20 protein-coding genes and 1 tRNA gene are annotated in these 20,685 nt (G+C 51.8%); 8 read left to right on the top strand and 13 right to left on the bottom strand.

Annotated features, from left to right (window positions below; translation table 11 throughout):
* Positions 1-13: 13 nt before the first annotated feature.
* Positions 14-3,829, top strand: coding sequence for a methionine synthase (metH, locus tag ACSPJT_RS14945; RefSeq protein ID WP_435893360.1), 3,816 nt, complete (start codon positions 14-16; stop codon positions 3,827-3,829).
* Here the strand turns inward: metH and ACSPJT_RS14940 are convergent.
* Positions 3,826-4,584: a VIT1/CCC1 transporter family protein gene (locus ACSPJT_RS14940; protein WP_435893359.1), complete on the bottom strand. Its 759-nt coding sequence runs from the start codon at positions 4,582-4,584 to the stop codon at positions 3,826-3,828. The two genes, metH and ACSPJT_RS14940, sit on opposite strands and share 4 nt — an antisense overlap.
* A 103-nt stretch (positions 4,585-4,687) precedes the next feature.
* On the opposite strand from ACSPJT_RS14940, the gene ACSPJT_RS14935 reads away from it, so the two are divergent.
* Positions 4,688-5,593, top strand: coding sequence for a hypothetical protein (locus ACSPJT_RS14935; RefSeq protein WP_435893358.1), 906 nt, complete (start codon positions 4,688-4,690; stop codon positions 5,591-5,593).
* A gap of 28 nt (positions 5,594-5,621) precedes the next feature.
* Here ACSPJT_RS14935 and leuD read toward each other — a convergent pair whose 3' ends face one another.
* Genes leuD through leuC form a run of 3 tightly spaced genes read right to left on the bottom strand, consistent with a single transcriptional unit; the run spans position 5,622 to position 8,178 of the window.
* Complete coding sequence (gene leuD, locus ACSPJT_RS14930) at positions 5,622-6,218, bottom strand: 3-isopropylmalate dehydratase small subunit (protein ID WP_435893357.1); 597 nt, start codon at positions 6,216-6,218, stop codon at positions 5,622-5,624.
* A gap of 41 nt (positions 6,219-6,259) precedes the next feature.
* The gene (locus ACSPJT_RS14925; protein ID WP_435893356.1) at positions 6,260-6,751 is read right to left on the bottom strand and encodes a DUF2059 domain-containing protein; all 492 of its coding nucleotides are present in this window, start codon (positions 6,749-6,751) and stop codon (positions 6,260-6,262) included.
* A gap of 14 nt (positions 6,752-6,765) precedes the next feature.
* Positions 6,766-8,178, bottom strand: coding sequence for a 3-isopropylmalate dehydratase large subunit (gene leuC / locus ACSPJT_RS14920; RefSeq protein WP_435893355.1), 1,413 nt, complete (start codon positions 8,176-8,178; stop codon positions 6,766-6,768).
* A 118-nt stretch (positions 8,179-8,296) separates the two neighbouring features.
* On the opposite strand from leuC, the gene ACSPJT_RS14915 reads away from it, so the two are divergent.
* Positions 8,297-9,157, top strand: coding sequence for a hypothetical protein (locus tag ACSPJT_RS14915; RefSeq protein ID WP_435893354.1), 861 nt, complete (start codon positions 8,297-8,299; stop codon positions 9,155-9,157).
* A gap of 6 nt (positions 9,158-9,163) precedes the next feature.
* Here ACSPJT_RS14915 and ACSPJT_RS14910 read toward each other — a convergent pair whose 3' ends face one another.
* Both ACSPJT_RS14910 and ACSPJT_RS14905 read right to left on the bottom strand, forming a co-directional pair.
* Positions 9,164-10,621, bottom strand: a complete 1,458-nt coding sequence (locus ACSPJT_RS14910; RefSeq protein ID WP_435893353.1) for a protein adenylyltransferase SelO — start codon at positions 10,619-10,621, stop codon at positions 9,164-9,166.
* A gap of 38 nt (positions 10,622-10,659) precedes the next feature.
* A complete protein-coding gene (locus ACSPJT_RS14905) occupies positions 10,660-11,379 on the bottom strand; it encodes a peroxiredoxin-like family protein (RefSeq protein ID WP_435893352.1) in 720 nt (239 codons plus the stop codon).
* 185 nt (positions 11,380-11,564) lie between these two features.
* On the opposite strand from ACSPJT_RS14905, the gene ACSPJT_RS14900 reads away from it, so the two are divergent.
* Positions 11,565-12,233 carry a 3-keto-disaccharide hydrolase gene (locus ACSPJT_RS14900; protein ID WP_435893351.1) on the top strand — a complete coding sequence of 223 codons (669 nt, stop codon included), beginning with the start codon at positions 11,565-11,567 and terminating at the stop codon, positions 12,231-12,233.
* A 79-nt stretch (positions 12,234-12,312) separates the two neighbouring features.
* On the opposite strand, the gene ACSPJT_RS14895 is transcribed toward ACSPJT_RS14900, so the two are convergent.
* On the bottom strand, positions 12,313-13,014 hold the full coding sequence (locus ACSPJT_RS14895; RefSeq protein WP_435893350.1) for a 3-keto-disaccharide hydrolase: 702 nt from the start codon (positions 13,012-13,014) through the stop codon (positions 12,313-12,315).
* Between the two features lie 556 nt (positions 13,015-13,570).
* Here ACSPJT_RS14895 and ACSPJT_RS14890 point away from each other — a divergent pair.
* From ACSPJT_RS14890 to ACSPJT_RS14880, 3 genes are all read left to right on the top strand, one after another.
* Positions 13,571-14,731, top strand: a complete 1,161-nt coding sequence (locus ACSPJT_RS14890) for a tyrosine-type recombinase/integrase (RefSeq protein ID WP_435893349.1) — start codon at positions 13,571-13,573, stop codon at positions 14,729-14,731.
* The gene (locus ACSPJT_RS14885) at positions 14,728-15,552 is read left to right on the top strand and encodes a hypothetical protein (protein ID WP_435893348.1); all 825 of its coding nucleotides are present in this window, start codon (positions 14,728-14,730) and stop codon (positions 15,550-15,552) included. Before ACSPJT_RS14890 ends, ACSPJT_RS14885 begins: the two co-directional genes overlap by 4 nt.
* An 83-nt stretch (positions 15,553-15,635) precedes the next feature.
* Complete coding sequence (locus ACSPJT_RS14880; RefSeq protein WP_435893347.1) at positions 15,636-15,848, top strand: helix-turn-helix transcriptional regulator; 213 nt, start codon at positions 15,636-15,638, stop codon at positions 15,846-15,848.
* A 176-nt stretch (positions 15,849-16,024) separates the two neighbouring features.
* On the opposite strand, the gene ACSPJT_RS14875 is transcribed toward ACSPJT_RS14880, so the two are convergent.
* Positions 16,025-16,222: a hypothetical protein gene (locus tag ACSPJT_RS14875; RefSeq protein WP_435893346.1), complete on the bottom strand. Its 198-nt coding sequence runs from the start codon at positions 16,220-16,222 to the stop codon at positions 16,025-16,027.
* 150 nt (positions 16,223-16,372) lie between these two features.
* On the opposite strand from ACSPJT_RS14875, the gene ACSPJT_RS14870 reads away from it, so the two are divergent.
* Entirely contained in the window at positions 16,373-17,563 is a 1,191-nt protein-coding gene (locus tag ACSPJT_RS14870) for a bifunctional DNA primase/polymerase (RefSeq protein WP_435893345.1), read from the top strand.
* An 84-nt stretch (positions 17,564-17,647) separates the two neighbouring features.
* Here the strand turns inward: ACSPJT_RS14870 and ACSPJT_RS14865 are convergent, their stop codons facing one another.
* From ACSPJT_RS14865 to ACSPJT_RS14845, 5 genes are all read right to left on the bottom strand, one after another.
* On the bottom strand, positions 17,648-18,136 hold the full coding sequence (locus tag ACSPJT_RS14865) for a hypothetical protein (protein ID WP_435893344.1): 489 nt from the start codon (positions 18,134-18,136) through the stop codon (positions 17,648-17,650).
* Between the two features lie 20 nt (positions 18,137-18,156).
* Entirely contained in the window at positions 18,157-18,459 is a 303-nt protein-coding gene (locus ACSPJT_RS14860) for a hypothetical protein (protein ID WP_435893343.1), read from the bottom strand.
* A 598-nt stretch (positions 18,460-19,057) separates the two neighbouring features.
* Positions 19,058-19,129, bottom strand: a tRNA-Arg gene (locus ACSPJT_RS14855).
* Positions 19,130-19,252: 123 nt separating this feature from the next.
* On the bottom strand, positions 19,253-20,062 hold the full coding sequence (locus ACSPJT_RS14850; protein WP_435893342.1) for an endonuclease I family protein: 810 nt from the start codon (positions 20,060-20,062) through the stop codon (positions 19,253-19,255).
* A gap of 40 nt (positions 20,063-20,102) precedes the next feature.
* Complete coding sequence (locus ACSPJT_RS14845; RefSeq protein WP_435893341.1) at positions 20,103-20,573, bottom strand: cell division protein FtsH; 471 nt, start codon at positions 20,571-20,573, stop codon at positions 20,103-20,105.
* Positions 20,574-20,685 lie beyond the last annotated feature (112 nt).

Here is a 20,685-nt window from a genome sequence, read left to right as displayed (position 1 = left end):
CCCCCGCCAAGCCATGCCTAGACCTGACGCCACTGCCGAACTCACCGCCGCCCTGAAGCAACGCATCCTCGTGCTCGATGGAGCCATGGGAACGACCATCCGTGGCTACGGACTGGAGGAAAAGGACGCCCGTGGCGAGCGATTCAAGGACATCGACAAAGACATCCTCAACAACGGTGACATCCTTTCAATCACGCGCCCTGACGTCATTTCCGACATTCACCGTCGATTCCTCGAGGCTGGTTCCGACATCATTGAGACCAACTCATTTTCCGGAACATCCATCGCGCAGTCCGAGTTCTTTGTCGAAGATCCGCGTGAGTCTGGAAATGGCCGCAAGGACCCGGAGTTCTATCAGAAAATTTTGGACGACCCCTTCCTCAAGGATCTTGCCTGGGAGCTGAACGTCGAGTCCGCCAAGCTGGCACGCCAAGTCTGTGATGAGTTCACCGAAAAAACTGGAGTTAAACGCTACGCCGCGGGTGCCATCGGGCCGATGACCGTTGGCCTGAACAACTCCGCCGTCGATCCGGAAGACCCGGGTTTCCGCGTGGTGACATTCGACCAAGTTTATGAGGACTATAAACGTCAGATCCGCGCTCTCGTCGAAGGCGGCGTTGATATCCTGATGGTCGAAACGATCTTCGATGCCCTGAACTCGAAAGCAGCACTCGTCGCCTGCCAAGACGTGTTCGAGGAAGACGGCTTTACCCTCCCCATCATCATCTCCGCCGCAGTCGGTCGTGGTGGTGAGACCATGATCTCCGCGCTAAAAGTGGAAGCGCTCTGGAATGCCTGCGCCCACGTCAAACCCTTGGCCATCGGCCTCAACTGCTCGCTCGGGCCGAACGAAATGCGCCCCTTCATCGAAGAGCTCAGCAACGTCGCCGAGGCCTTTGTTTCCTGCTACCCGAACGCCGGTATGCCGGACGCGCTTTCCGAAACCGGTTTCCCCTATGGCCCGGACGACATGTTCGACAAGCTCCGCGACTTCGCCGAGTCCGGCTTCATCAACCTCGCCGGTGGTTGCTGCGGCAACACGCCCGAACACATCGCAGCCATCGCCAAGGCGGTGAAAGGCATCACTCCACGCGTCGTGCCCACCCACGAACCGCTGCTGCGCCTCTCCGGCACCGAAGCTTACAATCACACCGCCGACAAAAACTTCCTCATGATCGGCGAACGCACCAACGTCGCTGGCTCTCCGGTCTTCCGAAAAATGATCCAGCAAGGTCGACTCGAAGACGCCCTCGCAGTTGCTCGCCAACAGGTCGACAACGGTGCCCCCGTCATCGACATCTGCTTCGATGACGGCCTCATCGACGGTGTCGAAATGATGACCCGTTTCCTCAACCTCGTGCAGTCCGAGCCGGACATCACCAAGGTGCCGATCACCGTCGACTCCTCACGTTGGGAAATTCTCGAAGCTGGATTGAAATGTCTTCAGGGCAAGGGCATCGTCAACTCGATCTCTCTCAAGGAAGGTGAAGAAGCCTTCAAGAAGAACGCACAGGTCGTGAAAAAATTCGGCGCTGCTGCTGTGGTCATGGCCTTTGATGAAAACGGCCAAGCTGCCACCTACGAGGAAAAAATCCGCATCTGCGAACGCGCTTACCGCATCCTCGTCGATGAAGTCGGCTTCAACCCACAGGACATTATTTTCGACCCCAACATTCTAACAGTCGCCACCGGCATCGCGGAGCACAACAACTACGCCGTCGATTTCTTCAAGGCAACCAAGTGGATCAAAGACAATCTCCCAAGCGCCAAAGTCTCCGGCGGTGTCTCTAACGTCTCATTTTCCTTCCGTGGCAACAACCCGGTGCGTGAAGCCATGCACTCCGCCTTCCTCTACCACGCCGGCAAAGCAGGCATGGACATGGGCATCGTCAATGCCGGCATGTTAGAAGTCTATGACGACATCCCCGAGGAAATGCTCAAACACGTCGAAGACGTGCTACTGAACCGCGACCCGGATGCCACCGAGCGCATGCTCGACTTTGCCGAACAGTTCAAAGGCGTCAAAAAAGAAGTCCAGACCGCCGACCTGCCATGGCGCAGGGAAAGCGTGGAAAAACGCCTTGAATACGCGCTTCTCAAGGGCATCGATAACTTTATCGTCGAAGACACCGAGGAGGCACGCCTGAAATACATCAAGCCGCTCAAGGTCATCGAAGGCCCGCTCATGGACGGCATGTCCGTGGTCGGCGATCTCTTTGGTGCCGGTAAAATGTTTCTCCCCCAGGTGGTCAAGTCCGCCCGCGTGATGAAAAAATCCGTCGCCCACCTCGAGCCCTTCATGGAGGAAGAGAAGGCTGAAAAGCTGTCGGGCAAAGTGAAGGAACTCCAGGCCGCCGATCCCAGTCTCTCAGATGCCGATGCTCTGATCGAAGCCGAGAAATCCGCTTCCGCTGGTCGGGTCATCATGGCCACGGTCAAGGGTGACGTGCACGACATCGGTAAGAACATCGTCGGCGTCGTGCTCGCCTGCAACGGCTTCGAGGTGATCGACATGGGCGTGATGGTTCCCTGCGACAAAATCCTCGATACAGCCATCGAAAAGCGCGCCGACATCATCGGACTCTCCGGCCTGATCACTCCCTCATTGGATGAAATGGTTCACGTCGCCGGTGAAATGGAACGCCGTGGCATGAAACTGCCGGTTCTGGTAGGTGGTGCCACCACCTCCGCGGCCCACACCGCCGTCAAGATCGCACCGCACTACTCCGGCCCCATCGTTCACGTGCTCGATGCCTCACGCTCGGTGCCCGTCACCACCACCTTGATCAGCAAGGAGGGCAAGGATGCCTTCGTCGCCGAGAATAACGCCAAACACGACAAGCTCCGTGCCAATTTCAACAAGAAGGACAAGAACACCATCTCCTTAGAAAAAGCCCGCACGAACAAGCCGGAATTCGACTGGTCCACCTACCAACCCGCCAAACCAGAATTCATCGGCACCCGCGTCATGGACAACCAGTCGCTACGCGAACTCGCCGAATACATCGACTGGACACCGTTCTTCCACGCTTGGGAGCTACGTGGAGTCTGGGATCGAGAGGAAAAAGTCCTCAAAACCCGCAACGCCGAAGCCGTCGAAGTCGCCGCCGACCTCTACAAAGAAGCCAACGCGCTGCTGGAAGAGATCATCGCCGAGAAAAAATTCACCGCCCGAGGCGTGTACGGATTTTTCCCCGCCCACTCCGATGGCGACGACATCGTGCTCCCCGACCACAACGTCACCTTCCACACCCTCCGCCAGCAGATCGAGAAGACCTCGGACAAACCACACCTTGCACTGAGTGACTTTGTGGCACCATCATCCGACTACATCGGAGGCTTCGTCGTAGGCATCGAAGGTGCTGACGAATGGGCGGCTGAACTCCGGGCCAAACATGAAGTCGACTCCGCCATCATGGTGCAAGCCATCGCCGACCGCCTCGCAGAAGCCTTCGCCGAACTCCTTCACCACCGCGCGCGCGTGGCATGGGGCTACGAGCGCCCGAACGAGTTTAACCACAACGAACTCATCAAGGAAATCTACCGAGGCATCCGCCCGGCACCCGGCTACCCATCGCAGCCTGACCACACGGAAAAGGAAGCGCTGTTCAAATTGTTAGATGCCACTACTGCCTGCGGAGTGGAACTGACCGAAAGCTGCGCGATGCACCCCGGCTCCGCTGTTTCCGGCCTGCTCTTCTCTCATCCAGAAAGCAAATACTTCGCCATCAGTGATCTGCAAAAAGACCAAGTCGAAGACTACGCCAAGCGTAAAGGCTGGGATTTGGCGACCGCAGAGAAGTGGCTCGGACCATGGCTGGGGTATTAAACAACACCATCTAACAAAGGCTTCAGAAGTAAACCTATGATGTAGGCGATGGCTGCTGCCAGGGCTCCGATCCCCAAGGTCTCAAACCCTTCCCACAGCCAGTGCTTGCCGACGAATCGGCTTTTCAGAGTCCCGACGATGAAAAACGCAACACCGGTCAAAACCGAGGCGACAGCAAACGGACTGCCCACAGTCCCTGGCATGAGGTATTCTAAAATATAGGTAATCAGTGGGATAAACCCGACCACGACAAAGGCAAGGTAAGTCACACCCGCCGCTTTCCACGCCGAAGGATTATTCAACGGCAGGCCAAACTCCTCGGTGATCATGGTATCCACCCAGCGTTTTTTATCCGAGGTGATCACATCCACCACCTGATCTAACACCTCGCCCTCAAAACCTTTGGCGGCGAAAATCTGGCGGATTTCCTCTCGCTCCCCTTCCGGATGGCTGTCGATCTCTTTCTCCTCGGCACGGCGGCGTTTATCGCGGGTCTGGATTTCCGCACGGGTGCCCAGAAAATTTCCTGCCGCCATAGAAAAGCCATCGGCTAACAGATTGGCCAGTCCCATGATGATGACCACACCGGTGGAAAGACCTGTGGCGGCGACCGAAGCCACCACCGCAAAAGTGGTCACCGCTCCGTCGATGGCTCCGTAGATAAAATCACGCAGATAGTTCTGGCTCGGGTCCTCACTGAGTCGTTTACGAATAGCCTCTGGTGAGTGTTCGGCGCGGATCTTATCACTGGGCATGGCTAGAGGATAATTGAGGAGGTGGAATCTGACCAATGCAAACTCACTCTCTGGGCTAACAAATCCGCTTGTTCACCCGGTCATCGTGCGGCAGGCTGCGCTCATGAAAGTCCTCGTTTCCGCTCTAGCCAGTCTCCTTTTCCTACTGGCGCTCGCTCCTGACACCCACGCTAACACCGCCATCCGCCAGTGGTCTTACGCTGATGGGAAATCCTTCAAGGCCTTGATTTTAGGTTGGGACTCAAAAACTGACCTCGTCACTCTCTCGCGCGGTAACAATGATACGTTCACCGTCAAACGCACGGACCTGAGCCTCGCTGATCAGGCATACGTGCGCCAATGGTTCAACAACCGCGAGCAGCTCGAGAAAAAACTCAAGGAAGCGGGAGGGAAGATGCTCTACCTCCAAACCAGCGGCACGTGGCAGACCGATTACTACGTCTATCAGCCGTCCACCTACAAAGCAGACGGCACGGACCCCATGTTGTTGCTATTTTCCTCATCCGGCAATGGCTACACCATGATGCTTCGCCACTTTGAGGCGGCTGAAAAAGTCGGTATGGTACTGGTGACGGCAGACTACTTCAGTAACAAGAACTCCGGCCCGACCAGCGACAAGCATTTCACAGAAATGCTGCCGCAACTGGAAATCATCTCTCATGACCCAAAGAAACTTTTCCTCGGCGGAGATTCAGGCGGAGCTCTTCGCGCCTATCACTACACCGCGGACTTTGACCGCCCATGGGCAGGAGTTTACGCCAACGGGGGCTGGCTCGGCCGCGATCACACACGAAAATACCGCGCCAACATGAGGGTCGCCATGATCAATGGCCACAAGGACAAAAATGCGCTGCATTTCACCAAGGGCGATACCGATTACCTCACCGAGAGCAGGAGCTGCAATGTGGCTCTCTTCTCCTTCGAAGGCGGCCACCAACTGGCACCCACCGAGGCACAGGTAGAGGCGTTTAACTGGCTGTTAGGAAATGCGAAATCCGAGGGTGAATAGCCCAGTGGCATTACCCGGACGGGTCATGCTACACGTAGGGCAAAGCCTCGGCGCGCTCTTCAACTGCAGCGGAATTGTCCAGCAGTTCGCCGATTGGATCCCAGCGGGCAGAAAGTAACGCTTCACGGGCCGATGCTGGCATGGTGACAGCAAAGGATTCGTCTCCATAGGTCACCTGCATCGACTCCAGATCAATGTTCACCACCAGCTTGGGGTCCGCCTTGACGGCAGCTTCCAAGGCTTCGATTTTTTCCATCGGTGCACAGACGCAGGGCATGCCGATCCCTGTTGAGTTGCCAAAGAAGATCTCGGCAAAACTCACGCCGATGATGGCGCGGAATCCACATCGGTAGATCGATTGAGGTGCATGCTCACGCGATGATCCGCAGCCGAAATTAGGGCCGACTAACATCACCGAGGCCCCAGCATAGCGCGGGTCATCGATCGGGTGACCGATTGATTTCCCCTCGGAATCGAAACGAATGTCATAGAACATCCCCTCGGCAAGGTCATCAAAAGTGACGCACTTGAGAAAACGCGCCGGGATGATGCGGTCGGTATCGATGTCCGCTCCGGGAACGTAAACGGCGGTGCCAGAGACTTGTTTGATGGCTGAGATAGACATAATGTTAGAACGTTGAAAAAAGTTGGTGTCGGCCCCTTTGACTACGGCTGCTCTTCGTCATCCTGATACTTTTTCATGATGCGCTGGAGTTCCACTTTGAAGTTACCCGCATACTTCTGCGCGTATTTTTCACCCAGCTTGGCTCCGGTATTCATCAAAGCAGGCATGACATCGAGAGACTTCTGACCAATGGGGCTCTTATAAAATGCCACGAGCTCCAGGAGTTCCTCCTTGCTGAACTCTTTTTCGTAGAGCTTCACCATCTCGGCCTTGAGATCAGGATCTGTCGCGACCTGATTGAAGTAGACATCAGCAGCATCACTCACCTCCTTCACGCCGGCTTCGGGAATGCCCTGTTCGCGCAGCTGATTGAGATAAGGACTGAACGCAGCCTTCGAGGCGTCGTTCATGGTTTGCTCGAGCTTGATCAACTTCATCAGCTGCAAAGCGGGAGACGATTCTTCATCAGCAATTTGTCCAAAGGCTGAACTAAACGAGGCGATTGCGAAAATGCAAAGAATGAGTGTTTTCATAATGGGTTGTTAGATTAGTTGACTTCGAAAACTTCGCGGGCATCGGCGATACTGCCTTCAATGGCAGCGGCGGCCACCATCAGCGGGCTCATCAGGACGGTCCGACCTGTCGGGCTCCCTTGGCGACCTTTGAAGTTCCGATTGGAAGACGATGCGCAAAGTTGATCCCCCTTGAGCTTGTCAGGGTTCATGGCGAGACACATCGAGCATCCAGCACCGCGCCATTCGAATCCGGCGTCGATAAAGATCTGGTCGATCCCCTCTTTGTGACAGATGGCAGCAGTGATCTGGGAACCAGGAACGGCGAGCGCGGTAACACCCTCAGCGACTTTTCTTCCCTTGAGATACTGGGCGACTTCGCGGAAATCGGAAATGCGGCCGTTGGTGCAGGAGCCGATGAATGCGACGTCCACGTGGGTGCCCTTGATCGGTGTTCCAGCGGGTAGCTTCATGTATTCCAGAGCCTCAATAATATTGGTGCGTGCAGCTTCAGTCTCCGCTTTTTCAGGATCAGGAATGTTTTCGGAAATAGCGATACCGTGGTCCGGAGAAATACCCCATGTGACGGTCGGCTCGATGTCCTCGGCCTTGATGTTCACCACGTCTTCGTATTGGGCATCGGCATCTGATGCGTAAGCCTGCCAGCGTTCCACCGTTTCATCCCAATCGTCATCCTTGGGTGAGTAGGGGCGGTTGGCAAGGTAGTCAAAAGTGGTTTCGTCCGGATTGACGTAGCCACAGCGAGCTCCGCCTTCGATGGACATGTTGCACACAGTCATGCGCTCCTCCATGGTGAAGTTATCAAAAACGGAACCACCGTATTCGTAGGCGTAACCAATACCACCATTGGCACCTAACAGGCGGATGATATGCAGTGCCACATCTTTGGAGTAAACCCCCGGACGAAGCTTACCTTCGACGTTGATGCGGCGGACATTGAGTTTTTCCATCGCAATGGTCTGCGTGGCCAGAACATCGCGCACTTGGGTAGTGCCTATACCAAAAGCGATCGCACCGAAGGCACCGTGAGTGGCGGTGTGAGAGTCACCGCAGACAATCGTCGTGCCTGGCTGGGTGATCCCCTGCTCAGGTCCGACAATATGCACGATGCCCTGCATGCCGGAGGCCAGGTCAAAGTAGGTAATGCCAAACTCCTCCACATTCTTCCGCAGCTCGCTGATCATGGCATCGGCCAAGGGGTCGGCGAAGGGGCGCTGTTGGTTATCGGTCGGGACGATGTGATCGACAGTCGCGAATGTGCGATTGGGGTATTTCACCTCCAGTCCTAGATCGCGAAGCATACCAAATGCCTGTGGACTGGTGACTTCGTGAATAAGGTGTGTGCCGATAAAAAGCTGGGTGCGTCCATCGGCCAATGTTCCTACGGCATGTTCGTCCCAGACTTTTTGATATAGATTTTTCCCCATGATAAGCGCGTCGTGCGGTGAATTAAGTTGGCAGAGTCATAGCGCATTCAGCGTGAAAGGCAAATCTGGATTCAAGACATTGGCCTAAGATTCCGAGGGGTTGAGCAGTTCAATCACTGTGAATGTTTGCTTAAGCGCCGTTATTGCCATCTGCACGAGTGTGCTGCTGGCCTCCTGTGAAAGAAAGGCGATGTCCGACGATGAAATATTGATGCACGAAATCGATACCCAGCTGCCGGTGGCCGACTTCTCCCATAGCTCACCATGTTCGGCAGCTAACCGAGTATTTGTGACTCTATCCGGTCCCAATTTCCGCATAAACAATGGGTTTGAAACCGATGATATGGAAAAGCTGTATTCAGGTCTGAGCGAAAAACGCAGCGAGACAAAACAGAATGAGTTTCCATTGATTTACCTCATAGCCCCAGCAGAAACCACCTTTGACCAGATCCGCTCAGCTATAAGAACAGCCGCCAAAGCCGGATTCGCCGATATCTTCCTTGTCACCAAGCGCACCCCGGCGAGTGGCAACTATTTGAAACACGGGCTCTTACTCCGACTGCCCACAGCGTCGGGTCTATCACCTCCCTCCATCGAACCCATCTTTGTCAGATCCGATCGCGACGGAAGTATTTTCATCAACACAGGTCCAAGCCAGGAAGCACTGGATCATTGCAGGGAGAAACGCAGCCTCCCAAAACTCAATGAAACTCTGGATAACTACGCAGCCTGTGCCCGCGCGGGTGGATTTGAGCCCATTGCCCAAATCCATATCGACAGCAGCGCCACATACCAGAGGGCGATCGATGTGATGAACGCGATGCAACGTTGCCATATCAGACATATCACGTTCACGGATGTCACCAGCACCCCACACAGAACATGTCAGGGCATGGGAAAAGGAAAACCAGGCACTCCTACGCAATCACCCTCCGCCATACCGCGGCCTCCGCAAATCGTGAATCCGGTGAAGCGATGATATTACTCAAGTCCCACAGAACGTTTCTCTCACCACCTCCTCAGGACTAGGAGGCGATTCGAGGTCAGCAAATTCTTCCCTCTCCTTGAACGGATGTTGCAAGGCCTCATTGAGTCGGTGGAAAAGTGAGAAATCACCGGCGTAGCCGCTCTGGATCGCTTGTTCCACGCGGTGGTTACGTGGAATGAGAACCGGATTCGCCGCCTTCATCGCATCCAATCTATCCGCAGGGGCTGCTTCGACTTTCCATTGATTAAACCATTTACCGAACTTCGCTTTGTGATCAAACAGCTCCTCCACCACCGTCCGATCTTGCCCACCGGCAACCATGGTCAGTCGACGGAAGAACAGCGTGAAATCGACTTCACACTCAGCTAACAGACCCAGAGCACTTTTAATCAGCGCTCCGTCATTTTCAGGTGGAAGCGCGAACTTCGCCAAGAAACGACTCAGATACTGATCGCTAAATCGTTTGGAAAATCCGGCGAGTTCTTTTTCCAGCTTCTCAATCGCCACTGCCGAATCTTCAGAGACCAATGACACCAAGGTCTCAGCGAAACGACTCAAGTTCCAAACTCCGATGTTAGGTTGATTGCCCCAGGCGTATCTCGCGCCTGAATCGATCGAGCTGAACACACACTGTGGATGAAATACGTCCATGAAAGCACAGGGACCGTAGTCGATGGTTTCACCTGAAATGGCGGTATTGTCCGTGTTCATCACCCCGTGGATGAATCCCAGAGACATCCAATGCGCGATCAGATCCGCCTGCGCTTCTACTGCAAGTTTGAAAAAATGCAGATAGGGCTCCTCTTCGTCCAGAGCTTCAGGGTAGTGCCGGGCGATGGTGTAATCAGCCAACTCTCGCACGGCATCAGCATCATTTTGGGCATAGAAATATTGGAACGTTCCCACTCGGATATGGCTGGCCGCCACTCGGGAAAAGATCGCTCCAGCGAGCGGTCCGTCTTGGCGCAAGACGGTCTCACCCGTGATCACGGCTGCAAGCGCACGCGTCGTGGGAACTCCCAGCGCATACATTGCTTCGCTCAGAATATATTCCCGCAGTACTGGGCCCAGTGCCGCTTTGCCATCGCCCCGTCGCGAGAATGCGGTTTGCCCGGATCCTTTCAGCTGAATATCACGCCGTACACCAGCAGTATCAACAACCTCACCTAACAAAATGGCCCTACCATCGCCTAACTGGGGCGACCATCCTCCGAACTGGTGTCCGGCATATGCCTGGGCCAGTGGCTCCGCTCCAGCAGGGATTTGATTTCCCGCCAGAACCGCCGTGCCCTCCGGCGACCCTAACCAGTTAGAGTCAATGCCCAAAGACCTAGCCAGATCTTCATTGATCTTGATCAACCCCGGCGCCGGCACCTGAGCAGGCTTCTGTTTGAAATAAAACCGCTCCGGCAGTTTGGCGTAGCTGTTGTCAAAGGGGATGTTCGGATCGCTCATCAGCTCCAGTATGAACGACCCGCGATATTTGCCGATGGTTATTTTTTCGAACTGTTTATCTTTTCCAGCTCCTTGAGAATCATCTCAGGAGTGGCACGATTCCGGTATTCGGCATCGAGGAACGCATAGGCAATTTTACGGTCAGGTGTGATGATGTAAGTGGCACTCAATGGCAAGGTTCCGTTGTCGTAGTCCTTACCGTTGTATTTATTGAGTCCGGCGAAATCATCCATCGCTTTCTTCACCCATGGAGTCATTTTGAAAATGATCTTAAACTCGTTGGCCACCTTGTTATTCAGGTCGGTTAGAACTTCGAACTCTAGCTCAAACTTCTCCTTGGTGGGCAGAGAATGATCAGGGAGTTCAGGTGTAAGCGCGATAAACTGAGCTCCAGCCGCTTTGATCTTAGGCAAATTCTGCTGATAAGATTGTAGCGCAATATTACAATACGGGCACCATGAGCCGCGATACCACGTCATGACCACTGGGCCGTCCTTTAAGAGATTGGAAAGAGTCACCTCCTTCCCCACCGCATTTTTCAGCGTGAAATCGGGTGCGGTGTCGCCTTTTTTCAAAGCTTTCTTGAGCATGCCTGATTCCACCACAGACTTAATGCCCTTATTATACTCGGCGATTTTTTCAGCCGATGCCTTTTCTTCAAAGGCTTTTTTCTTAGCGTCTAACTGGTCCTGCAGATCATCTGCGTGAAGGTTGGCAGCAACTAATAAAGATCCGACAGCTATATTGAATAATTTCATGCCCCTATGATAGCACACACCGGACCTTATTCCCGAAATATTGGACAAAATTACGTCAGCTGGCACCGGCTACCTTGCTGCACTTGCCCAGGCCATGATGATTCACGACTTACAGAGTCTCCAGGATGACTTGCCAAACATCTCTATCAGGTCATATTCCCTGTCGTAATCCACATCTAGTGCGCATGAAAATCAACCAACTGACAGCCATCATCCTCACCACACTCGCATCTGCCCTCCTCACCGGGAGCGTCATGGCGCAGGAAACAGCAGCCAGCGATACTAAGAAAGCCGAATGGACTTCGCTCTTTAACGAGAAAGATCTCACCGGCTGGAAAAATCCCTATGACTGGGGGAAAGCTTCCGTCATCGATGGCGAAATTCACCTAACAGGCAACCGTAAGTTTTTTCTAACCACTGAAAAGGAATATGATGACTTCGAATTGGAAGCTGAGATCATGCTGCCCAAGGTAGGCCCAGCCAACAGCGGCATCATGTATCGCTGCCATGTTCAGAAAAACAAGGTCTTCGGCTATCAGGCCGAGTGCGATCCATCAGAACGGGCCTGGAGCGGTCGACTCTTCGATGAAGGACGCCGCGCATGGAAACTGTTAACTGATGAACAAAAAGCTAAAACGAAAAGTGTCCGCGCACCGTTAGGCGAGTGGATCAAATACCGCATCGTAGCTTCGGGCGATCACCTGCAAGTCTGGGTGAACGGACAGCTTACCACCGATGTTCACGACAAAGTCGATGCCAAGGGCCACATCGGCCTGCAGCATCACGGAGAAAAAGGCAAAACCTACCGATTCCGTAATATCCGCATTCGTCCAGTCACAGCATCAGGAGAATAGCTTTCACTGAGTTATCTCTAGCCACCCCCAGCGAGTTACTGGGCAATTTGCCGACTCAATGGCAGAAGAGGCTTCGCCCCTAGTTTTTGGCAGTAGCTGGCAACTTGAGGATGCGCAGGTTCCGTAGTGAGACTTGGTCTCCATGTTCCTGGATTCCAATGTGGCCAGTGAGTGTCTCGCCGAAGCCCTTCCAAGTTTTAAATTTACTGCCATCGAGAGCTTTCTGCCACTCCGGAGAGCCAAGTTTGACTTCAAAGGCGACAACTCCATTCTGCCAGACCTTGAGATGGCGATCAACAAAGCGGATTCGCACCGTATTCCATTCGCCCGCTTTTTTCTGCGAGGCTGCAGGCGCCGCGATCATGTCGTAAAGTGAGCCCGACCGGTGAGTCGCCAGTTTCCTGTCGGAGTGACGTTCATTATCGAGAATTTGAAGCTCGGGAGCACGGGAGTAGATTTTTTTGTCGGCGTCCGTTTCATTGGCCAGAATAAAGATACCGCTGTTACCGCCCTCGGCAATTTTCCACTCCATCTTGAAGTCAAAGTTTTCATACTTCTCCTTGGTCACGATATCACCGCCTTTCTTGAGTTTGACCATCGCACCATCTTTGACAACCCACTGCGGACTGAGGTCGTCTTTCTTAAAATTCCGCCAGTGCTCAATGGTTTTACCATCAAAGAGCAGTTGCCAGCCCTCTTTCTTTTCTTGTTCGGTCAACGTGTTTTGAGCCGAAGCAATTGAACTAAGGCTGAGCATGGCGAGGAGGATATATTTATTCATAGATAGATGGTTTGAGACTATTGATACGAACAGATTAGAAGCCACTTACAAAAAAGCAACGAAGTATTCAGGACGGATTAGCTTGGGAGTTTTTAAGAAAAAATCACATGGAATTCCTTTTAGGGGCGAATGCAGCAAATACGTTGTGGTAGGATCCAGAAAGATCGCTTTGTTTCCTCCATTGTACACCTCAAGACTGTTAGGCCGCATATCTGGATGAATCGGAAGTATATCAGGAACGATAACCCAGGAAGCCCAGCCCAAACACAATTCAGCTCACGCTCGATTTTACAGAAATCAGGTGGACCAATAGCCTTCAGTGGATGCTCAAGTATCGAGACTTTTTGAGTAACATGGCCACGCCCTGATCGGCAAGTTATCGCTCGCTGGGGATCTCCCTGATACGCAATGAAATATCCCGACCGGGAATCGAACCCAGATCTAAGGTTTAGGAAACCACGGTTTTTACTATACTTTAGGAACCCATAAACCCATGTAACCGTTTTGTAACCGTTTCTCCTTGAAAAAGGTATTCTTTTCATGTCTCTTCTCACACATGCGCGAGAATGTAACGGTTTCAAAAGTTAAGCATCCACGCTACCGCTATCGTGTTAGATACACGGAGGCTGGCAAGCGGCATCAAAAGTTTTTCAAGAACAAGACGGGGAAAGGCGGAGCCGATGAATGGGCGAACCTAAAACGCGAGGAGTTGGAAGACTTGGGAGTAAAACACGGCACTATCACCGAGGCAGAACGTAGAGCCGTTCACTCTTTCCGAGAGCTTCAAGAAAAACTACCAGATCACATTCAGCGAATATCGCTAGAGGAAGTCGTCCAAGATTACTCGGAACGCATCCAACGCAGCTTTGAACCTCTCACCTGCCAGATTGTATCCGATAAGCTCATCACTCGTCTCAAGAGCGAGGGGAAGAGCAAAAGCCACACCGACAGCCTAACTTATCGCCTCAACCCCTTCATGGCGGAATATGGCGACTGGATGGCGGCTAACGTATCCACCGAGATCATCGATGAGTATCTCACTTCGCAAGATGTTGCCGCACAAACCAAGCTCCACTATCGCCGCGCACTTCATCAGGTTTTTGGCTATGCCATTCAACTACGCGCCGCGCCGTCCAATCCGGTGAAGGATGCGATGAAACCCAAAGTGAAACACGAAGAGCCTGGAGTGCTTACGCCGAGTCAGCTTGCTAACCTCCTAACCGCCGCAGACGATGACACCCTGCCCGGACTTGCCATTTCTTTTTTCGCCGGACTACGCCGCTCAGAAATCGAACGTCTCGACTGGTCAGAAATCGATCTCATTGAAAAGCACATCGAAATCAAAGCCGGAAAAGCCAAGACCGCACAACGCCGCTTTGTTCCGATCAGTGCCAATCTCAAGAAATGGCTCGCCCCTCTAGCCATGCATGAAGGCAACGTGGTAAAATCGCCGGCGATATGGCGCAAGGGCATTGAGACAGCCCGCTCTGATGCCAAGCTCAAGAGCTGGCCACACAACGCAGGACGGCACTCCTTTGCCTCATACCACCTAGCTCATAATCAGGACGCTGGAGCATTAGCCTCCGCTCTAGGACACCCAAACCCTGCTATGCTGTTTGGCCACTACCGCGCCCTTGTTACGGCCAAGGCTGCAAAAACGTATTGGAGCATCAAGCCCGTGAAGAAAAAAAATATCACCCATATCAAAAGCGCATGAAAGAGAAGAACGACCTGCCAACATATTCCGATGAGGAATTTGATAGAAAATCCAGAGAGCTTTGGACTGGTTACCGCCGATTACATGAGGAGACACTTCGCAATCCTAGTTACAATAAGGTGAGAAGGCTAGTTCATGACATGATGACGTTAGTGAATAAACTAGCTGAACCCGTCAATAATTCCGATGAGTTGACTACCAGCCTCTACTATCAATACGAGGATAACCGACTAGGCACTCAGGACACTAGAGCGACACGCAATGAATACCTTCGCGAGTATGCTAGCTCTCGATACATGTGGCCGTGCGTGGTTGAAATCCACAAGGGCATGTCTGGCATGACTTTTCCTCGAAGCAAAGACAACAGCTCAGGGTTAGAAAAATTCCTAACAACCATGAGCTTAGGTGAAAGCCTTCCGGGAAAAGCAACAGGCTATAACAATAATGAAGGGACTACATTTTCTCACAACGGTAAGCGCACCTTTTCGGGATATGTTATCAACGAGATAGAAACCATTATGCTCTACGCTAGGGACTGTCTCAATAAGCAAGAGAAAGGGGAAGATTTGAGCAATCTTGATCAGTGGTTAAAAACAGCGATGGATATCAGAGCATTTAGTAGCGCGACGATTGATGCTTGGCTCCAGCTTTTTGTAGATAAAATCAAGGAGGAGTACTCAGGCCATTTGGAACATGAATGGGAACTTTTTCAACATCTCCAAAGAGGATTTGAGAAGTGGCGGGACTGTAATGGCGGAGGCTCCTATGAGGGATATGTCCGTAAGCGAGTCAAAGCTGAGATGAAAAAAATTGCGAGTTAAGTCATTTATCATAAGTCAGGAACTCCTCTCCTAGAAGAGCGGTTCCAGATGAACACGTGGTCGAAATTTGAGAAAAGACCACCATGTCACAGACCATACCGAATAAAACAGGGCAAGCATCGGAGCTTCTTACCAAGACTGAACTTGCAAAACGACTCAAGGTATCAACTCGCACGGTTGATCTTTGGGTAAACGAAGGCCGCATCCCCAAAATCAAGATCAATAGCTCTGCTAGATTTGATTGGGGTGACGTGCTTGAAGCATTGAAAAAACAGAGCGGAAAGGAGGCAGTATAGCATGAATTCCTCCACCAAAGAAAACCGCCCCTCCTATCCGGGGGGCGGTTTCTCAAAAGCTCAATTTGTAACGCCGAGCTACCCGAATAATCCCTCCAGCCTCCCCCACTTGTCAACGAGCAAGTTAAGTGACGCTATGGCAAAGCACCTTATCGGTGCGCTGGTGATGAAATCTCTCATTCAGCTAGAAAGGGGGCAATGTCATGGAGCCTAGCCGCTATCCCAAGCCAGGCAGTCAACGCAGGATCATCCTTGATCGATTGATTGCCGCCGCCGGCGCTCCCGTTGGAGTGAATGAATTTATGCGTATCGCCCGGTGCGCTGCCGTCCACTCCCAAGTGGATGCCTTGCGAAAGATGGGCTGGAATATTCATAACCGAATGAGACGTGTCTCAGCCAATGGCGAGAGCATCACACACTCGGAATACTGGATGCCAGTATCGGAGGAAGTGAATAGTTGTTTCTAAGTATCACCAATCAGGGGGAGGGGCGTTTGAGCCTCTCCCTGCTAACATTTGCTAACAATGTCACCACAGCAAACCATTGAGCTGCTTGGAGTGAAAGCCGTTCTCTTGCCGATACGGAAAAACTCGAAAGCTCCCATGCTCAAGAAATGGCAATCGATCACTTTTGATGATACTCAAAACCCTGACTACCAACGTAAGCTCGACACTCATGGAAACAGAGGTGTCTCTCTCGGCAAAATTTCTCAGAATTTATGCAGCATTGATTTTGATGACGATGACGCATTGAACCAGTTTTTAGAGTTGAATCCATTTTTACGCGATACCCTGCGAACCACTGCCAAACGAGGGGCTAATCTATGGATTATCCTAACAAGCGATTATCCCAAAAGCCAACGGCTCAAGAACATCTCTGGGGAATCTATCGGAGAATGGCGAGCCAGCGGAAACCAAACTGTAATTCAAGGAGTTCACCCCGAAGGCATGGCTTACCGCATCGCCGTTTCAGCCAGCCCCATGCTCATTGCCTTCTCAGAAATTCAGTGGGGGGGTCTTGGATTTTCCAGTTCATGCCATATAGATGATACAGATGGTATAGATCATACAGAGATACAGATTACACAGACGAATAACAATAGTCGGAGACACACACCCACTCTCATCGAGAAAGAGCAACTCGCTCAATCGGCACTCGCCAGGCTCAAACAAGATCCCGACCTTTGGCACCTCTACCGAACCTACATCCTGCATAAGTTCACACCGCGCCAAGGGGAACGGAACAGTCAGCTAATGAGTATGATGACTTTTCTAAACTGTGCCGTATCGAGGCAACGCGCCCACGATTTAGCCAAGGCGTTCTATGACGTAAACCAAGACGTATTTGCTGACAGTCTGGAGCAACACATGAGAGAGGCAGAATCGCATTTGGACGCTACGCATAGACGATGGACTCAAGAGCTTCCAAATAATGAGCAAACAGCCCTCGCCGGACTACCATCTCTCCAACGCGAGGCATACCGTATCTGCCGCGACCTAGCCCACCATGAGAACAGTCAATGCCCTAGAGGAGAGTTTTTCCTCAGTTGTGCCGATCTAGCAAGACGTCTCGGAACCGATATGAAAAACGCCCACCGCATCCTTGCTCAATTAGAGGGCATGAAAATAATCACCATCCACCGCAGGGGAACACGCCATAGCAAACAATCACCGGGCAAGGCCACCGTGTACAAGTGGCAGCCTCAGACCTTATGATTTCTCAATAAGTTCATCATTTTTCATTATCACACAGTATATCAACGATTATTTCATGATGGGAATGAGCAGTACAATCAGCGGTTACTCACCGTCTCCTCTTTCCTCCGCCTTAATATTAGCATCGATCATCGCCGCTATTCGCGCCCAATTTTCATACAGATAAGAGTAATGGAGCCACTTATCTTTTTTCCTGACAAGAGCTAGCGTGTACTCTGTCCTCTTCGCCAGATCATTCTTTGGATGCGGATATTTTTTGTAACCATCAGATACCGCACTTTTTAGATTTTCATGCATTTCCTCACGGTGGTTGGACTTGGCTTTACTATGCCAAAATTTAGCTATCGCCATTGCCCTTTTCCGATTGAGCTTATCGAGCTTCATAAAGCGATCAAAAACCCCTTGATCGGGATGACATATGCTCTCAGTCCCCGCTAGGTGAAGGTAAAAAACATGAATTCCGCCCTCCCCGTTTTCTTTTTCCGGTAAATCTCCATACTCCTCATCAACTGCCGGACTCGCCATGCAAAAAGACGAAGCCAGTATTATAGCCAACGTAATTATCGTTTTCATGTGTCTAATTTTTATCACGCTTATTTCAACCTTGGATCATTTGGATCAAGGCACATGAACTGAATCTCGGCCTGAGCATCAGATCGAAACGGCTGCATATCTTTTTGATTCGTATCGATGATTTTCATCACCTTGCCCTGTTTTAAGCAAAACTCGTTAGCCTCCCTGATGGCCTCTGCCTTCACTCGGCCTGAGTCGCCGCGAATACTTTTCAGTGACCTTGCGACCATATAGGTGTCTTGACCCATCGGCACGACACCGGAAGAAGACGCACAGCTTGCCAACACTCCGCATCCCAAAATTGATAGTAATAGTTTTTTCATGATTTTATCAAGCCGCTCATTGATCTTCTTAATACTCGTATCGGCGTATCCCACAATGAGGCACGCTGACAAAACTAACAGAGCTGCATAGTCAGACAAGAGTAATTACCGACACATACGCGATCGCGTGAGAGATGGGGTTAATCACCCTAACTCCCGTATTGCTCCCGAAACTCGCCTTCGAATAGGTTAAAGAAAATGCCATCACTTAATCATCAGGTTGCCACCCTTAAGAGTCTCAAGCGTTAGCCTTAGTTAACATTTGTGAGCGCGGCCATCCAACTTGGATACCTTTTATGGCGTCAGAAAATTCACTCTTTAGGGACTGCAGAAACTCCCTGTCTGCTCGTAAATGCTCGTAGGGTTATGGTAAAACGACAGCATTGGACGTCAGCTCGGAACCCTATGATTTCATTGGAACCCCTTCATCTTTCATCCTTCACTTCTTTTTCGTAGAAAATGTAACCAGTTTGTAACCGCTTTCAGCTAAGAAATGCCCCGAAAAGGTGAGAATACTTAAGAGTGGTCAATTTGGCAACCGACCTAAACAAACCCCATAAACACATATAAAATGGAGGGATTTGGATCAAATAGGAAGCATCCCGACCGGGAATCGAACCCAGATCTAAGGTTTAGGAAACCCTTGTTCTATCCGTTGAACTATCGGGACTCGACAGCGGGGTGATCATTGACAGCTTCGAGATCGAGGTCAAGTCACCAACAAGGCTTACTTCCAGAAAGCACTAGAGGTGTTCACCTTCGTTTGTGAGACCTCCAAGCTTTTGAATTAGACTCAGTTTTTGAAAACACGATCCGCGAATTCAGGATGATCGATGAAGGGGTTTCGGTTGCCTTGGTAGCTACGGTATATTTTGTTGTTTCTTGCCCGCTCTTCATCACTGACTGGATCTGAATGGTGCCATTCTAACAAAATACTAAGTTTTCCGAGTTGGCGGTTTTTGATGTCGGGGGTGTTAGAAATTTCTAAGTCGGTGGCGTTTGCCTCATCACCCTCGTATCGCACCGCCATGTAGAATAGGGCCCGTGCGATATCCCCTTTCACTTCGTTCGGCGGCTCCCAGGAGTCGGCATCGGACGAGTATCTTTTTCCTCCGTAGTCCTCTCCGTCGGTTTCATCGAAGTAGAGGTGTCCACGCTTCGCGTTGACGTCGACATCTGAGGCTCGGATGTGGTGCAGGTCGGTATTGGCGATGCTGGATCGGCCAATACCATAGGCTCTCGGCCAGAGATGCTCCCTGTTCCAGTCACCTTGATTGCCGCCATTTTCAGACGAGCTTCGCTGGCTTCTTTGGTAGATCAGCACCACCTTCCCGTCCTCTCCAGCGTCAAGATCACGCAAAGCGTTCCATAACTCGGCATAGGTCAACACACGGTGGTTTCTGATGCGTTGGTGAAGTGCCTGTTTGAGTTCATCACCTCTGAGTTGTTCGAGATCCTGATAGTTTTCGGACGCTGCGGTGCCCAATTCCGGAGCGACCTGCTCTAGCTGATCGCTTCTGTGAAGCGCGGCATTTCTGATCACAAAATATCCCACACAGAGCACAATGACCACGAGTAGGATGGCGTAATGGATCTGTTTCATAGGATGATCATTTGGGCACAGCTCGTTGTGCAGTGCTTGGTTATTGTTTGCTCTCGGCCTGGGCCATGGTGAGGTGGTGTTTGGCGGCGCGACCGCTGATAGATTCATTCTCCAGCAGCTCGCCTGCGATGACCTTGATGGCTTCCCAAGTGGCTTTGTTGCTCAGGAAATGCTGGGTTTTATCGAGAGTTTTGTGAATGAGTTTTTCGGCTTGGCGGGCGTTGCCGGATCTGGACAGGGCGAGCTTCTCCACCATGCGCAGGTCTTGGGCGGCACCAGTGATATTGTATTTTCCTGACTTACGCCCTTCGGCGGCCATGCCCGCTAGCAGGATAAGCATTTCTGCTTCGAGTTTGTCCTGAACCTGTTTCGCTCGGCCTTTTTGCATGGTGCAGGCACCGAGTCGGTTCTGCGATGGAATGATGCTGACTTTTTGCACAGGGCGGCCCATGAGCAAAGCCATGACGGCGTGGCCAGCCTCGTGGTAGGCGGTGAGTGTTTTCTGATCCATGTGATGACGAGGTTTCCTTTCGCAAGAGCACCCTAGCCCCTTCATTGCATGTTAAGCAAGCAAGCGGAGTCCATCCCCCCTGTCTGTTTGTTCATCGTGATACAAATTTTGA

It is taken from the genome of Oceaniferula spumae (assembly GCF_042849255.1).
GTDB classification, from domain to species: domain Bacteria; phylum Verrucomicrobiota; class Verrucomicrobiia; order Verrucomicrobiales; family Akkermansiaceae; genus Oceaniferula; species Oceaniferula spumae.
The sequence above is the reverse complement of the archived record's forward strand: the minus strand, read 5'-3'. Positions and strand labels throughout refer to the sequence as shown.